This window comes from Tabrizicola sp., assembly GCF_016793705.1.
Classification (GTDB): Bacteria; Pseudomonadota; Alphaproteobacteria; order Rhodobacterales; family Rhodobacteraceae; genus Tabrizicola.
The window spans coordinates 141,537-157,237 of sequence record NZ_JAEULO010000001.1 but is presented as its reverse complement, the minus strand read 5'-3'; the positions used below and the strand labels follow the sequence as shown (position 1 = coordinate 157,237).

Annotated in this window: 15 protein-coding genes and 1 riboswitch; of the genes, 8 read left to right on the top strand and 7 right to left on the bottom strand. The window is 66.0% G+C overall.

The genetic code is table 11. The features are described 5' to 3' along the window. The 8 genes from JNJ68_RS00820 to JNJ68_RS00785 all read left to right on the top strand — a co-directional run. Nucleotides 1–2,020 (top strand): AMP-binding protein (locus JNJ68_RS00820; protein WP_294977792.1); only part of this gene is annotated, 2,020 nt, incomplete at its 5' end. 139 nt (nt 2,021–2,159) lie between these two features. Then, a complete protein-coding gene (ettA, locus tag JNJ68_RS00815; protein WP_294977790.1) occupies nt 2,160–3,815 on the top strand; it encodes an energy-dependent translational throttle protein EttA in 1,656 nt (551 codons plus the stop codon). Beyond that, nucleotides 3,812–4,114, top strand: coding sequence for a hypothetical protein (locus tag JNJ68_RS00810; RefSeq protein ID WP_294977788.1), 303 nt, complete (start codon nt 3,812–3,814; stop codon nt 4,112–4,114). Before ettA ends, JNJ68_RS00810 begins: the two co-directional genes overlap by 4 nt. Nucleotides 4,115–4,392: 278 nt before the next feature. Then, nucleotides 4,393–5,298 (top strand): alpha/beta hydrolase, encoded by a 906-nt coding sequence (locus tag JNJ68_RS00805; RefSeq protein WP_294977787.1) that lies wholly within the window; start codon nt 4,393–4,395, stop codon nt 5,296–5,298. Next, nucleotides 5,295–6,242, top strand: a complete 948-nt coding sequence (locus JNJ68_RS00800) for a hypothetical protein (protein ID WP_294977786.1) — start codon at nt 5,295–5,297, stop codon at nt 6,240–6,242. Before JNJ68_RS00805 ends, JNJ68_RS00800 begins: the two co-directional genes overlap by 4 nt. A 221-nt stretch (nt 6,243–6,463) precedes the next feature. Beyond that, entirely contained in the window at nt 6,464–7,375 is a 912-nt protein-coding gene (locus JNJ68_RS00795) for an alpha/beta hydrolase (RefSeq protein WP_294977785.1), read from the top strand. Between the two features lie 212 nt (nt 7,376–7,587). Then, nucleotides 7,588–7,746, top strand: coding sequence for a DUF3309 family protein (locus JNJ68_RS00790; RefSeq protein ID WP_294977783.1), 159 nt, complete (start codon nt 7,588–7,590; stop codon nt 7,744–7,746). Nucleotides 7,747–7,892: 146 nt separating this feature from the next. Beyond that, nucleotides 7,893–8,045, top strand: a complete 153-nt coding sequence (locus JNJ68_RS00785) for a hypothetical protein (protein WP_294977781.1) — start codon at nt 7,893–7,895, stop codon at nt 8,043–8,045. A gap of 18 nt (nt 8,046–8,063) precedes the next feature. Here the strand turns inward: JNJ68_RS00785 and aroA are convergent, their stop codons facing one another. The 7 genes from aroA to JNJ68_RS00750 all read right to left on the bottom strand — a co-directional run bounded on the left by aroA (nt 8,064) and on the right by JNJ68_RS00750 (nt 15,654). Next, on the bottom strand, nt 8,064–9,410 hold the full coding sequence (gene aroA / locus JNJ68_RS00780; RefSeq protein ID WP_294977779.1) for a 3-phosphoshikimate 1-carboxyvinyltransferase: 1,347 nt from the start codon (nt 9,408–9,410) through the stop codon (nt 8,064–8,066). 104 nt (nt 9,411–9,514) lie between these two features. Beyond that, a complete protein-coding gene (locus JNJ68_RS00775) occupies nt 9,515–10,201 on the bottom strand; it encodes a tRNA (guanine(46)-N(7))-methyltransferase TrmB (RefSeq protein WP_294977778.1) in 687 nt (228 codons plus the stop codon). A 124-nt stretch (nt 10,202–10,325) separates the two neighbouring features. Further along, nucleotides 10,326–11,492, bottom strand: coding sequence for a methionine adenosyltransferase (gene metK / locus JNJ68_RS00770; RefSeq protein ID WP_294977777.1), 1,167 nt, complete (start codon nt 11,490–11,492; stop codon nt 10,326–10,328). Between the two features lie 6 nt (nt 11,493–11,498). Next, a riboswitch (SAM-SAH riboswitch) is annotated at nt 11,499–11,547 on the bottom strand. Nucleotides 11,548–11,583: 36 nt separating this feature from the next. Then, nucleotides 11,584–13,056: an apolipoprotein N-acyltransferase gene (lnt, locus tag JNJ68_RS00765; protein ID WP_294977775.1), complete on the bottom strand. Its 1,473-nt coding sequence runs from the start codon at nt 13,054–13,056 to the stop codon at nt 11,584–11,586. Nucleotides 13,057–13,059: 3 nt separating this feature from the next. Continuing rightward, nucleotides 13,060–13,938: a hemolysin family protein gene (locus JNJ68_RS00760; RefSeq protein WP_294977773.1), complete on the bottom strand. Its 879-nt coding sequence runs from the start codon at nt 13,936–13,938 to the stop codon at nt 13,060–13,062. 42 nt (nt 13,939–13,980) lie between these two features. Continuing rightward, nucleotides 13,981–14,481, bottom strand: a complete 501-nt coding sequence (gene ybeY / locus JNJ68_RS00755; RefSeq protein WP_294977771.1) for an rRNA maturation RNase YbeY — start codon at nt 14,479–14,481, stop codon at nt 13,981–13,983. Between the two features lie 171 nt (nt 14,482–14,652). Then, nucleotides 14,653–15,654 carry a PhoH family protein gene (locus JNJ68_RS00750; RefSeq protein ID WP_294977769.1) on the bottom strand — a complete coding sequence of 334 codons (1,002 nt, stop codon included), beginning with the start codon at nt 15,652–15,654 and terminating at the stop codon, nt 14,653–14,655. Between the last annotated feature and the right edge of the window lie 47 nt (nt 15,655–15,701).

Here is a 15,701-nt window from a genome sequence, read left to right as displayed (position 1 = left end):
GCGCGGCTTCGACCCGATGGAACTCGCGCGCATGCTGGATTCGGGCGCGGTAAACGCGCTCTCGGCCGTGCCCACACTCTTGCGCATCCTCTTGGCCGACCCTTCGGTGATCGGAAAGGCGGGCAAAGCGCTGCGCTGGCTGGAGATCGGCTCGCAGCCCATGACGACCAAAGAGAAGCGCGGCATTCGCCTGATGTTTCCCAACGCCCGAATTGTCCAGCACTACGGGTTGACCGAAGCGTCCCGCGGCACCTTCCTGCAGATATCCGACGTTTCCGACGATGCACTCGACTCGGTCGGACGGACGGTCGGCCTAAGCGAGATTGACCTATCTGCCGATGGCCGCATCCGGATCCGCGGCCCACATGTTGCGCGCCACCGCATCGACGAAAATGGTCTGCATCCCCTGACCGATGCCGAGGGCTGGCTACAGACCAACGACCTCGGACATTTGCGGAACGGCTACCTTTACTTCGTCGGGCGTGCGGACGATCTCATCAACTGCGGCGGCCAGAAGATCGTGCCCGATCAGCTGGAGGACCGGATACGCGAACGCGCAGGCGCTGGCCTTGAGGTTGCTGTCGCAAAGGTTCCGGATGCCCAGCGAGGAGAAGGCATACTCGTCGCCGTCGTCGGAGCGCAGAGCGAAACGGTCCGGGTCAAGGACATTGCCGCAGCCGCGCTGCAAGAGATGGGCATCGCCGCCGGTTCGGCGCTCCATGTCATGGCTGTCAAGGCGCTGCCCGTCACCGGAACCGGCAAAGTCCAGCGCAGGATCCTTGCCGACCAGTTTGCGTCTCTCTCTCTGTCTGCGCCTGCACCAACCCGCGCGCACTCGGATCAGATTGACGACGTCCTGTCGCTGTTCCGGCACGAGTTTCCCGGTCAGGACGTCCAGCCTGACGACACGTTCGAATCCCTGGGTGGCGACTCGCTGCACTACATCCAGGTCTCGCTCGACTTCGAAGGCCGCTTTGGTCCTCTGCCCGACGACTGGGAGAAGATGACCATTGCCAGCCTGCAAAGCCTGCAGTCGGACACAGTGCCGACGATCTGGCGCAAGCTGGAAGTCGCGACACTCACGCGCGCCTTCTTCATGATCTGTATCGTTGCACTGCACACCGAAGCGTTCATCTACAGCTCCAACTGGGGCGCGGCCTATTTCCTCGTCGTTCTTGCGGGCTATTCCGTTGCGCGTTTCCAGCTGCCGGAAATCCTTCGGTCTGGCAGCGTGATGACCCTTCTAGGCACGATCCGCTTCGTCGCGATCCCGACTATCCTGACCGATGCCTTCCTCGAACTGGTGAGCCACAAGTTCGAACTCCCCTCGCTGGTCTTGGTCTCGAATTTCCAGAATCCGCGAAACATTTTGGGCTTCACCTTCTATTTCATCGAGATTTACATTCAGCTCTTTCTGATCGCAGCACTCCTCTTCTCGATTCCGAAAGTGAGATCCGCCTTCCAGGCCAGGCCGATGCTTTGCTCCATCCTCCTGTTCCTCGCTTTCGTGGCCGTCGATCGCACCATCGAAGCCAACTGGGATGGCAACTACAACTATCACCGCACGCCGTGGCACTACGGCTGGTGCTTTGCCCTTGGCATGGTCATCGCAACCGCCAAGGACCTGCGCGCCAAGCTCTTTGCGCTTGGGATGGTCATCGCCTCGGTGCTTGCAGTGTGGGAGTTCACCTCTGCAGCCTACTATGTCGCCGGGGGCTGCGCGCTGTTGATCTTCGTCCGCTATGTCATCGTTCCCGCCCCGGTGAAGATTATCCTGGGCGAAATCGCCGGCGCCTCGATGTTCATCTATCTTTGCCACTATGAATTGCTGACAGTTGTAACCAAGAAGTTGGGGGAGCCGTATCCCTGGCTCTCCCTGACCCTGTCGATCATCCTCGGTATCATCGGCGCGCATGTCTACATCTGGCTCGAACGCACGGTTCTCCAGCTCTGGCGCCGCCACGCCTCAGGCTTTGCCGGCAAGTCCGACAAAGGCGCTCCGAAAAGCCCGGCGGCCTGATCTGCCCGTCTGTCTTGCCACCTTCGCGGGGCGGCCCTGGGCGGCCCCTGGCCTTGGCTGGTGCTGCTGACCGCTCCCGTTGCCCTTGGCCGGAACAATCGCTACATACGCGCCAACCCAAGGATCCCCGGAGTACGTCATGGCCAGCTATCAATACGTCTACCACATGGAGAACGTCTCCAAGACCTACCCGGGCGGCAAGACCTGCTTCGAGAACATCCACCTGAACTTCCTGCCCGGCGTGAAGATCGGCGTCGTCGGCGTCAACGGCGCGGGGAAATCCACGCTCTTGAAGATCATGGCCGGGATGGACAAGGACTTCAAAGGCGAGGCCTGGGCCGCAAAAGGGGCAAAGGTCGGCTACCTCGCGCAGGAGCCACATCTCGACCCCAAGCTCACCGCCAAGGAAAACGTCATGCTTGGCGTGGCCGAACAGCAGGCGATCCTCGACCGCTACAACGAACTCGCCATGAACTACTCGGACGAAACCGCCGACGAGATGGCCGCCCTGCAGGACCAGATCGACGCCGGCAACCTGTGGGAGCTTGAGGCGACCGTCGGCGTCGCGATGGACGCCCTCCGCTGCCCGCCCGATGATGCCGATGTCACCACCCTTTCGGGCGGGGAACGCCGCCGCGTCGCGCTCTGCAAGCTCCTCCTCGAAAAGCCCGACATGCTGCTTCTCGACGAACCGACCAACCACCTTGACGCCGAATCCATCGCCTGGCTGCAAAAGCACCTGATCGACTACAAGGGCACGATCCTGATCGTCACCCACGACCGCTATTTCCTGGACGACATCACCGGCTGGATCCTGGAGTTGGACCGCGGCCGGGGCATTCCTTACGAAGGCAACTACTCTGCCTGGCTGGACCAGAAGGCCAAGCGGATGCAGCAGGAAGCGCGTGAGGACAAGACCAAGCAGAAGGCCCTGGAAAAGGAGTTGGAGTGGATCCGCTCTGGTGCCAAGGCCCGTCAGGCCAAGGGCAAGGCCCGTCTCAACCGCTATAACGAGATGGCCGGCCAGACCGTCACCGAACGCGCCACCACCGCGCAGATCATCATCCCGAACGGCGAGCGCCTTGGGAACAAGGTGATCGAGGTTACGGGCCTGAAGAAACACATGGGCGACAAGCTTCTGATCGAGGACCTGTCCTTCACCGTCCCGCCGGGCGCCATCGTCGGCGTCATCGGCCCGAACGGCGCGGGGAAATCCACCCTCTTCCGCATGATCACCGGGCAGGAACCCCCGGATGAAGGCACGATCAAGCTGGGCGAGACGGTGAAGCTCGCCTACGTCGACCAGTCCCGCGACGCTTTGGACCCAGCGAAGAACGTCTGGGAGGAAATCTCCGGCGGCGCCGAGGTCATCCACCTGGGCGACATGGCGATGAACTCCCGCGTCTATACGGGCGCGTTCAACTTCAAGGGCACCGACCAGCAGAAGAAGGTCGGCCTGTTGTCGGGCGGCGAACGCAACCGCGTCCACATGGCCAAGCTGTTGAAGTCGGGCGGCAACGTGTTGCTGCTCGACGAACCGACCAACGACCTGGACGTGGAAACGCTGCAGGCGCTGGAGGCCGCCATCGAAGACTTCGCCGGCTGCGCGATCATCATCAGCCACGACCGCTTCTTCCTCGACCGGCTCTGCACCCATATCCTCGCCTTCGAGGGCGATGCCCATGTCGAATGGTTCGAAGGCAACTTCCAGGCCTATGAGGACGACAAGGTCCGCCGCCTGGGCCCCGACGCGCTGGAGCCGAAGCGGGTGAAGTACAAGCGGTTCGCGAGGTGAGGGCCCTCGCCCTCTCCGCCGCGGTCGCTCTGGGCGCGGCCTCCCCCGCCCTCGCGCAGGACGCCGAAACGACGCAGCTCCTCCAGGACGAGGCCACGCTGAACACCCGCTGCCGCGGCGGTTCGGGCGATGATACCGAAACCTGGCAGGCCTGCGGCGCCCGCGACTATGTCGGCTACCTCCTCTTCCGGCGCGGCTGGTGCCTTGGCAAGGAGGGCCAGGCGGGGTTCGAGATGGAGTGGCACCAGTGCACCACCGGCTCGCTGGACTTCCCAAAACCGGATTTCGCCCAGCCGTAGGTCGGGGTTCACCCCGACTCTCTCGCGTGGGGGTCTACCCCACCTCCCCCAGGCTCCGCTTCAGCGCTCCATCACCCCGACTGTCCGTAGCGTGCGATCATCATCGGCCACGACAGCGTCTTTCCCGACCGCCTCTGCACCTACAATTTGGCTTTCGGAGGCGATGCGCCTGTGGAATGGTTCGGGGGCAACTTCGACGCTTGCGAGAACGACAGAGTTCGGAGTCTGCGACCGGATGTGCTGGAGCCTAAGCGTATGACATACAAGCGGCTCGCCATATGAGACTGGCCTGTACGGCACCGGCGCTTTTCGCGATGGTGCTGTCCGCCTGTGCCGCTCGCCCGGTTGATGTGACGCCGCCGCTCTACACCGCTGCGGCCCAAACCCCGACGCAGCCCCGGACGATCACTTTCCTGCTGCCGGGCGCACTGACGACCGCCGAAATCTTTCGCCCGGCGCAGGATTGGGCCGGACCCGAGCATCTGGTGGTCGAATACCGCCTGCCGGGAATGCAGGGGCAGCCAGTTTCACCCGGTCTCGATGTCCAACGATCTGCCGGCTGGGTCGCCGACTATGCGAACCGCTATCCCGACGCACGGATCAACCTGCTCGGATATTCCACCGGCTCGGCCATCGCGCTTGAGGCGGCCTGGCGCATCTCGGACGGCAAGCGGGTGACGGTGGCCGCCGTCTCCTCTCCCACCCCGTTTCCCGGTGCGATTCTCGCGGCGCTGCGCGGCGGTGTCACGGTTGCTGCGGGCGCGATCCGGATCGGCAGTCTCGAGAAGCAGGCAATCTGGGAAGAGTATTACAAGACGCTCTATCTCGGCACCGGTTGGCGCAAGATGCCCGAGAAGCGCGCGATGGCCAACCGGCTCGAGGATATCCTGCTGGGACGGGTCGTGGCCCCCGGCGAAGGTAAGGGGCGCGCCCAGTCCGGCAGTCTCCTCTTCTGGACGCTCTCGCCGCAGGCGACCGGAACCCAGGCACGGATCGCCTTCTTCCACGGCGCAAGGGACCCGGTCTTTCCGCCATCCGGCGCCGAGCGGCTGGCCCGGCGTTTCGATGCCGCCCTTTGCCTTCTGCCAGAAGACGGGCATCTCGTCTTCCAATCAAATTCTGACATCCTGATGCGAATCGGCTCATACTTCGCCGCAGAAGGAGACAGCGGACCCTGCGGATGAAGAAGCCCAAATCGGACCCTCGGGACAAACGCGTCGTCAACCGGCTCCGCCGAGCCTCGAACCTTTCCGATTGGCTGATCTCGACCGGGCTCTTCGCAATCGTCGCACAATGGGCACTTGGTTATCCGGGGGTGTTCGACGGCTTCGATCTCGACGATTTCGACCATTCCCTGCTGATCTTCACCGCAACGAACTACTGGTTTCTGCTCGACCAGTGGCCCGGAATCTTTCTCGCGTTCTCGCTCTACTTCTGGCTCTGGAGCTACCGTGCGCACACCCTGAACGAGATGGACATCCTTGACGGTCTTTACCCGGAAGGACAGTCCCCCACCGATTGGGAAAAGGTGACAAACAAGCGCTACGTCAAGGTTCTGGCCGTCGGAATTGTCGTCGTCTTCGTCCTGCTGGCTGCGCTTTTGAACTATCCATCGCTCTTCGCCCTCGCAATGCTCGCCCTGTCTTGTCAGGACATCTTCGGCAACGAGATCATGCGCGAGAACCTGCGCCGGATCTTCGCGGAATTCGAGTGCGATCTGCCGGAAGAGGATCCCCGCTGCGCGTTGCACCTTGGGCGACAGGCAGCCGCCCGGCACTATTGGCTTGAACGTCCGCACCTCCTTCGCATTGCCTGCATGATGGTGGCAACACTGCTGATCCTCGCTCTGACCGTGCTTCCCGTCTCATTTCCCGAGCATCTCGCCGGCATCGGGATGACGGCGGCCAACTCCAAGATCATTGCAACCCTGGCTCTGATCGCCATCATTCTTGCCAATGAAACGGTCATGCACCGATGGCGCGCGGCGCGGGATGAAGAACTGCTCGCGGTGGAGATAGCCTTTGACGATGCTCAGGCCGCGCGCGCCGCTGCCGCGACGGGTGATCCCGTCGGACCGGTCGCCGGGGAATCGGCTGAGAACGAGGGGGGACCAGGCTCGGCTGCCTGAAGGCGCGCGGTTGCACTTTTGCACGGGCGCAGACCTGTCGGGCGAACGTGCCTTGTGCGCCCGTGCACCTTGCCATTGGCCCTGTTTGCTCTTCAATGGCCCCAACCCTTAACCCCGCCCTAACGCCCACACCCAACCCCTTGATTTCCCTGACCTCGAAATCCTGTCCACCGTGGACAGCCCCCCTTGCGGCCCCTACACTCCGAGGAACGGAGGCTCCCATGACCGACTACCAGACCCTCATCGACGCCCCCACCTGGGCCTTCATCGAGAAAACCAACGCCTCCTACCCGCCCGACACCGCCACCCTCTCCATCGCCGAGCAGCGGGCGATCTACGACCGGATGTGCGCCGCCTTCGACGCCCCCTACCCGCCCGGCGTCACCTCCCACGACCAGCCCATCGCCGGCGTCCCCTGCCGCATCTACCCGGGCCAGGAACCCACCGTCCTCTACCTCCACGGCGGCGGTTTCGTCGTCGGAGGCCTCCACTCCCACGACGGCATCTGCGCCGACATAAGGGCGGCCACCGGCCTGACCGTCGTCGCCGCCGACTACCGCCTCTCCCCCGAGCACCTTCACCCCGCCGCCTTCGACGACGCCTGCGCCGTGGCCCGTGCCCTGGCCGCAAGGGGCCCGCTGATCCTGGCGGGAGACAGCGCCGGAGCCAACCTTGCCGCCGCCGCCTGCCATGCCCTCCGCAAGGAGACCAGACAGATCAAGGGCCAGGTCCTGATCTACCCCGGCCTCGGCGGCGACGAGAACCGCGGCAGCTACCTGATCCACGCCAGCGCCCCGATGCTGACGCGCGACGACGTGCTCTTCTACAAGGTCGTCCGGCATGGCGGGCCCCCGCCCGAAGCCGACCCGACCGTCAGCCCGCTTCGGGATACCGATTTCACCGGCCTGCCGATGACCCTTGCGATCTCTGCCGAATGCGACCCCCTCGCCGACGACGCGAAAGAGTACGCGCAGAAGATCGTCACCGCCGGAGGCCGCGCAGCTTCATGCGTCGACAAGGGCCTCGTCCACGGCCACCTCCGCGCGCGCCACTCTGTCCCGCGCGCGGCAGCAAGTTTCCGGCGGATCACCGAAACGATCACCGCCTTCGCCAAAGACCGCTGGCCGTTCTAGAACCGGCCCCGCAGTGGCCGCAGGGAGCATCGCGCGGTCGGAGTATTTCGGAGACACCTCACCGCGCCTGGCGCTGCCCCTGAGCCCGGCCGAGGGCCCCGACGCCCCGGCGGATGGGTGCGGCCCATCGCCTGCCCGGAACCCATTCCTACCCCTGCGCGTTCTTCCGCCGACCCGGACGCTGTCCGGCCCCAAGCGAAAGGCGACCATCCATGTCTCTCGGTACCATCCTCCTGATCGTGCTGATCCTGATCCTCATCGGCGCGCTGCCGAACTGGGGCTATTCCAGCGGCTGGGGCTATGGCCCCTCCGGTGCGGTGGGGGTGATCGTCGTCATCCTGCTGATCCTCGTCCTGATGGGCCGGGTCTAGCGGTCCTCCAAGCCCCCGAACGCAAACGGGCGCGCCTCACCGGCGCGCCCGCTTTGCTGTCTGCACCACAGATGACAAACCTTAACCCCACCCTAACGGCCGCGATCAACCTGTTGGTGTTGCTTTGAAATCCGGAATTGTCCACCGTGGACACAGCCAAGGGAACCGCCCCGCATCACCCCGCGTTGATCCGGCAACCAACCATCCGAAGGAGTCACCCCATGAAAGGCGTCCTCGCCTGGCTGATCGGCATCCCGATCCCGATCATCATCATCCTCTACCTGCTCGACGTCTTCTGACGCCGGGGCGGGCCGAGGTCAGCCCCGCTCGATCTCGGCCCCAAGGCCCCGCATCAACCCCTCGAAGACCGGGAAAGAGGTCTGGATCGGCGAGCCGTCGTCCACCCCGACCGGGGCCTTCGCCGCCAGCCCGCAGACCAGGAACGACATCGCGATCCGGTGGTCGATATGGGTGGCGCAGGTTGCCCCCCCCGGCACGCCGCCGGGTCCCATCCCGTGCACGATCAGCGTGTCCTCGTCTTCCTCGATCCGCACGCCGCAGGCCTCCAGCCCCCGCGCCATCGCATCGATCCGGTCGCTTTCCTTGACCCGCAGTTCCTTGACCCCCCGCATCACCGTCTTGCCATGCGAGAAGGCCGCGACCACCGACAGGACCGGGTATTCGTCGATCATCGACGGCGCCCGCTCCGGCGGCACCTCGATCCCCTTCATGTTCCCGCTGAACCGCACCCGAAGGTCGGCGACCGGCTCGCCCCCCTCTTCGCGGGGTTGAAGGAACTCGATCTCCGCGCCCATCTCGACCAGCGTCAGGTACAGCCCGTTCCGCGTCAGGTTCTGGCTGACCCCCGGCACCAGGATATCCGACCCCTCGACGACCAGCGCCGCGCAGACCGGGAAGGCTGCCGAGGACGGATCGCGCGGCACTTCCACCGTCTGCGGCCGCAGCTCGGGCTGGCCGGTCAGGGTGATGACATGCCCCTCCCCGGTCTTCTCGACCGACAGCCGCGCCCCGAAGCCGATGAGCATCCGCTCCGAATGGTCCCGCGTCGATTCCTTCTCGATCACCACCGTCTCGCCCGGCGCGTTCAGGCCGGCCAGCAGTACCGCCGACTTCACCTGCGCCGAGGCCACCGGCAGGGCATAGCGCACCGGCACCGGGTTCGCCGCGCCCACCACCGTCATCGGCAGCCGCCCGCCCTGCCGCCCATAGGCGCGGGTCCCGAACAGCGACAGCGGGTCCGTCACCCGGCCCATCGGCCGCTTGCGCAAGGATGCGTCCCCGGTGAAGGTCGCGGTGATCGGCGTCGTCGCCATCGTCCCCATGATCAGCCGCACCCCCGTGCCGGAATTGCCGCAGTCGATCACATCCGCCGGTTCGCGGAAGCCCCCGACCCCCACGCCGTTCACGGTCCAGGCCCCCTCGCCATGCCGCGTGACCGTGGCCCCGAAGGCCCGCATTGCCTTCGCGGTATCCAGCACGTCCTGTCCTTCCAGAAGCCCGGTGATCCGCGTCTCGCCCACCGCCATCGCCCCGAAGATCAGCGAGCGGTGCGAGATCGACTTGTCCCCCGGCACCTCGGCCACGCCGCGCAACGGCCCGGACTTGCGGGATTTCATCGGTTGCGCGTCACCATGGCCGGACATCGTCGTCTCCCCTTGCTTCCGGGATGCCTGATAGCGCAAGCGGATGCGGGGCGCGACCCCGATTTCTTCGAGGAAATCAGTCCGGAGTTTTCGAAACCGGCGGGTCAGGCCCGGTGGAAGGTCAGGTAATGCGGCTCGCGACCCTCGCGCAGGGCCTTCTGCTCGTAGCGGGTGGAAAACCAGTCGTCCCAGGCCCCGCCCGGCCCCGCCTGCCGCACCAGATCGAACCCTGCGGGCGGCACCTCCTCCAGCGTCTGGCGCACGTAGTCGGGGATGTCGGTCGCCACACGGAACTCCGACCCCGGCTTGGTGATACGGGCCAGGGGTAATAGGTAATCGGGTGTCACGAAGCGGCGGCGGTGATGGCGGGCCTTTGGCCAGGGGTCGGGGTAGTTGAGGAAGACCTTCGACAGGCAGGCATCGGGCAGCACGTCGAAGAGGTCGCGCACATCGCCGGGGTGGAGCCACAGGTTCTTCACCCCCGCCCCCCGGATCTTGCCCAGAAGCATCGCGATGCCGTTCACGAAGGGTTCGGCCCCGAGGATCGTCACATCGGGGTTCCGCGCCGCCATATGCACCAGATGCTCGCCGCCGCCGAAACCGACCTCCAGCCACAGCGGACCCTTGACGAAGCCCAGGTCCAGGACCGATCGTGCGGGGTTCTCGGCCACCGTCACCCCGCGCAGGGTCAGCGGACCCAGATCCTCGGCCAGATAGTCCTTCTGGCTGGCGCGCAGGGTCTTGCCGTGGATGCGGCCATAGAAGTTGCGGCGGGTGCCGGTGTCGGACATGAGAAAGGCCCCGGAAGTGATCCGGGGCCTTCAAGCAGAGCACGGGCCAAGGGTCAAGCGCGACCGGAGCCCGAAGTGGCGACGCCGTCCGAGGGGCTCGATGCCCCGAGGACGGCTTCCCGGATCACACCGCTTTTTTCAGCGCCTCGACCAGATCGGTCCGCTCCCAGCTGAAACCGCCGTCCGCGTCCGGGGCGCGGCCAAAGTGCCCATAGGCGGCGGTGCGCTGGTAGACGGGCTTGTTCAGCTCCAGATGCGTGCGGATGCCGCGCGGGGTCAGGTCCATCACCTCGGCCACCGCCTTCTCGATGCGGGAGGCCTCGACCTGGCCGGTGCCATGGGTGTCGACGTAGATCGAGAGCGGCTTGGCCACGCCGATGGCATAGGAGACCTGCAAGGTGCAACGCTCGGCGAGGCCCGCCGCGACCACGTTCTTCGCCAGATAGCGCGCGGCATAGGCGGCCGAGCGGTCAACCTTGGTCGGATCCTTGCCGGAGAACGCGCCGCCGCCATGCGGGGCAGCCCCGCCATAGGTGTCGACGATGATCTTGCGCCCGGTGAGGCCCGCATCCCCGTCAGGTCCGCCAATGACGAAAGTTCCCGTGGGGTTCACATGCCATTCGGTCTTGCGGGTGATCCAACCGTCCGGCAGCACCTCGCGGATATAGGGCTCCACGATCTTGCGGATCACCTTCGAGGTCTGCCGTTTGGAGGTGTGCTGGGTCGAGAGCACGATGGAGGTCACTTCCACCGGCTTGCCATTCGCATAGCGCAGCGTCAGCTGGCTTTTCGCGTCCGGGCCCAGCGTCGGCTCGGCGCCCGATTTCCGCACTTCGGCCAGGCGGCGCAGGATCGCATGGGCATACTGGATCGGCGCGGGCATGAATTCCGGCGTTTCCAGCGTGGCATAGCCGAACATGATGCCCTGGTCGCCCGCCCCGTCGCGATCCACGCCCTGCGCGATATGGGCGGATTGTTCGTGCAGGTAGTTGTGGACCTTGATCTTGTCCCAGTGGAACTTCTTCTGCTCGTAGCCGATGTCCTTGACGCAGTCGCGGACGATGCCGTCGATCCGGCCCATCATCGCCTTGGTCGCCTCTTTCGAGGACAGGCCGACCTCGCCGCCGACCACCACGCGGTTCGTGGTGGCGAAAGTCTCGCAGGCGACGCGGGCGTTCGGCTCTTCCTTCAGGAAGGCGTCGAGGACGGCATCCGAAATGCGGTCGCAGACCTTGTCGGGGTGGCCCTCGGAGACGGACTCCGAAGTGAAGACGTAATCCTTGCGGCTCATGGAAAGTGCTCCGTTGGGTTCATCCCGCCACGCCAGGAAGCCGTTGTGGGGGGTTCAAGATGCGCCTGACTAGACGGGAGGTGAGGTGCCGTCAATGGGCAGCGCGCCGCCTGCGGTTGAACGCCACGGCGGCGAGGCCCGCCAGCAACAGCGCCAGCGGCCCGTCGCCCCAACGGGACCAGGGCGTCGGCGGAAGCGCGCCGGGCACCTGCGTGTCCAGCGCCGCCATCGTGCCGAAGGGCAGCTCCTGCACCACCCGGCCATGCGCATCGACCACCGCCGTCACGCCGGTATTCGCCACCCGGATCAAGGGCAGCCCCTGCTCGATGGCGCGCAGCCGCGCTTGCGCGAAATGCTGGAACGGGCCGGTGCGGATGCCAAACCAGGCGTCGTTGGTGATCTGGAGTATCCAGTCCGCGCGCTCCGGCATCGCGTTCACCTCGCGCGGGAAGATCGCCTCGTAGCAGATCAGCGGCAGCACCTTGCCGAAGGACCCGAGATCCAGCACCTGCGGCCCAGGTCCGTCCGAATAGGTGTTGCCCGCCTGGGCAGCAAAGGCCTTGAGCCCGAACCAGTCATAGGCCAGGTCGCCGAAGGGGATGTATTCGCCGAAGGGCACCAGATGCGCCTTGTCGTATCGCGCGGTTTCGACCGCAGCGCCTTCCAGCACGCGCAGGCTGTTGTAGAAGCGGTCCCCCTCGGCGCGCTGGATGCCCAGGGCGACCGGCTTGCCGCCCGAGGCGCGCACGACCATCCCCGCCACTTCCGGGGCATATTCCAGCATGTAGGGCACCGAGGTTTCCGGCCAGACCGTCAGATCGGCCGGACTGCCCTTCGCGGTCAGGGTCAGAAGCCGGTCGAGGAATTCGCGCGCCCGCGCGGCCTCCCATTTCATCGACTGCTCGGCATTGGGCTGCACCAGCCGCAGCATGCCCGGTCGCGGGTCGGGCAAGGGCTGGTTCAGCCGCCAGAGGCCGAAACCCAGCGCCGCCGCCAGGATCAGCGCCGACCCCGCCGCGCCCCGCCAGCGCCAGAGGACCGGCAGGGCCGCCGCCAGCAGGGTGACAAGGCTGAGGACCGACGGCCCCCCCAGGGCGGCCAGCTGATCGAGCGGCGTGCCGATCCAGACATGGCCCAGCATCGCCCAGGGAAAGCCGGTCAGGATCACCCCGCGCAGCCATTCCAGCGCGACGAAGGCCACGACGAAACCCAGGGCGGGCCGAGGGAACAGGCGCGCCAGCACAGCCGCAGCGCCCCAGAAAAGGCCAAGGCCCGCGGAAAGCAGCACGACCGCGAACGGCGCCATCCAGCCGGTCGCCGCGATGTCGATCAGAAAAGGCTCGACGATCCAGCTCAGCGCCAGGGCGAAATAGCCCGTCCCGGCGCAAAGCCCGGTCCAGAAGGCCCCGCGCCGATCCACCACCCGTTCCAGCAGCCAGATCAGCACCGCCATCGCGGCCAACGTCGCCCACCAGAACCCCCAGGGCGCCTGCCCCAGCGCGGCCAATGCGCCCAGCCCGAAGGCCAGCGCCCCCCGGCGTTTGCCCGTCAGCCAGTCAATCATGCGTCACGCAGCGCCCTGCACCGGCGCCCGCACCCGCAGCCGCTTGATCCGGCGCGGATCGGCATCGACGATCTCGAACTGGACGCCGCTTTCGTGGCCGATCACCTCGCCCCGCGCCGGCACCCGTCCCGAGCGCAGGAAGACCAGCCCGCCCAGCGTGTCGATCTCCTCATCCTCCTCGCCCGCCCTGAGGGGAATGCCCAGCGCGGCCTCGATCTCCTCCAGGGGCGCGGTGGACTGCGCGAGGATCACGCCGGGCTTCTCCTCTTTCCAGAGCGCGCCCTCGGCCTCGTCATGCTCGTCCTCGATCTCGCCGATGACCGTCTCGATCAGGTCCTCGATGGTGACAAGCCCGTCGACCCCGCCGTATTCGTCGATGACCAGCGCCATGTGGACGCGCTCCTTCTGCATCTTCTGCAGAAGGACGCCGGTCGGCATCGAGGGCGGCGCATAGAGGATCGGGCGCAGAAGCCGCTTCAGGCTGAACCGCCCCGTCGCCCCGAAGCCGTGCTGCAAGGCAAGGTCCTTCAAGAGCACCAGCCCCTGCGGATGGTCGAGCGTGCCCTTGTAGACCGGCACCCGGCTGAAACCGTGCTGGCGGAAGACCTCGACCAGTTCGTCCTTGCCGATGTCCTGCGGCACTGCCACGATCTCGGCCTTGGGAATGGCCACATCGTCCACCCGCATCCTTCGCAGGACATGCAGGCCCGGAGGCGCGGCGGACGTGCCGGGCGCCGCTTCGGTGGCGGTCGCGTCGGACCCGGGGCTGAAGGCGGAAAGGAGCCTGCCGAAAAAGCCGCGCTGGCCTTCCGAGGCGGGTTCATCGGTCTCGTCCGGCGGCGCGCTCTGCGCTGCGGGAGACCCGTCGGTGCTACTGCCCATCGGTCCTTTGTCCAGATACCACCCGTCTCGCGGGCGCGGCCCCTAATATGGGTCAGAAACCCCGAGGCTGGCAAGTATCCGCACCTCCAGCCCCTCCATCAGCGCGGCGTCCTCGTCCTCGACGTGGTCGTAGCCCAGCAGATGCAATACGCCATGCACCAGAAGATGCGTGACATGATCCGCCATCGGCTTGCCCTGCGCCTCCGCCTCGCGCGCGCAGGTCTCCCAGGCAATGGCGATATCACCGAGGGGTTGGGGGTCATCCGCGTCCCCCGCCTCCGGCACCTCCGGCGCCTCGCCCGCAAATTCCGCCCCGCGCTCCTCGGAGGGCCAGCTCAGCACATTGGTGGGCACCGGCTTGCCCCGGAAATCCGCGTTCAGCACGGCGATCCGGGTATCGTCGCAGCCCATCAGGCTGATCGCGAAGCCGTCGACAGGCAGTCCCAGCCCGACGAGAACCCCCCGCCCGGCGCGCTCGGCCAGGGCCTCCAGCCCGAAGCCCTCCCACCGCGCATCCTCGATCACAGTCTCGACCAGTTCCATGCGCCCGGCCTAGCCCGAAGCCCTGACAGGCTCAACCCCCCCCACAAAGCCTTGCTCTTTTCGAAATACTCTGGGGGTTTGGGGGTGAAACCCCCATCGCCCGAGGAGGAGGCGAAGCCCGACGACGAGACAAAAGCCTCGCGCGCCAGCGCTCCGCTCAACAACCGCCCCTCACCCCTGCGCTTCGTCGGCCTCGTAAGCCTCGATGATCCGGCCGACCAGCGGGTGACGCACCACGTCCTTCGAGGTGAAGTAGTTGAAGCTCACGCCCTTCACCCCCTTCAGGATCCGCTCGGCATCCGAAAGCCCCGAAGCCGTGCCGCGCGGCAGGTCGACCTGGGTCCGGTCGCCGGTGATCACCATGCGGCTGCCCTCGCCAAGGCGGGTCAGGAACATCTTCATCTGCATCGTCGTGGCGTTCTGCGCCTCGTCCAGCACGATGAAGGCGTTCGACAGTGTTCGCCCGCGCATGAAGGCCAGCGGCGCGATCTCGATCCGCTTCTCCTGCATCAGCTTTTCCACCTGCTTCGCAGGCAGGAAATCGTTCAGCGCGTCATAGAGCGGCTGCATGTAGGGATCGACCTTCTCCTTCGCATCCCCCGGCAGGAAACCCAGCCGCTCCCCCGCCTCCACCGCCGGGCGGCTGAGGATGATCTTCTCCACCGCGCCCGAGATGAACATGGTCACGCCCACGGCGACGGCGAGATAGGTCTTCCCCGTCCCCGCCGGGCCGATGCCGAAGCCCAGCTCGTGCTGGAAGAGGTTGGCGACATAGGCCTTCTGCGCCTCGGTCCGCGGCTCGATCGGCTTTTTCCGGGTCCGCAGCTCCATCCCGGTCGAGAACAGCTCGATCTGTTCCGCGCTGTCCGCGTCCACAGGGCGGCCCATCCGCATCGCGCCGTCGATATCGCCCGCCGCCACGTTGCGCCCCGATTCCAGCCGGGCGTAAAGCGAGCGCAACACTGCTGCTGCCTGTTCCCGCGCCGTCTTGTCGCCGATCACCGCCAGGCGGTTGCCGCGCCGCAGGATGTGAACCCCCATCTGGTGCTCGATCTGCGCAAGGTTGCGGTCGAATTCGCCGCACAGGTCGATCAGCAATCGGTTGTCGGGAAATTCGAGGACGGTTTCCACGATGTCCTCGGCGGACGGGGGGGTCAGCGCGCTGATGCCCAATGGGCGCTCCTTATGTTAAGGGCCATGACGGAAAGTCTGCAACCGGC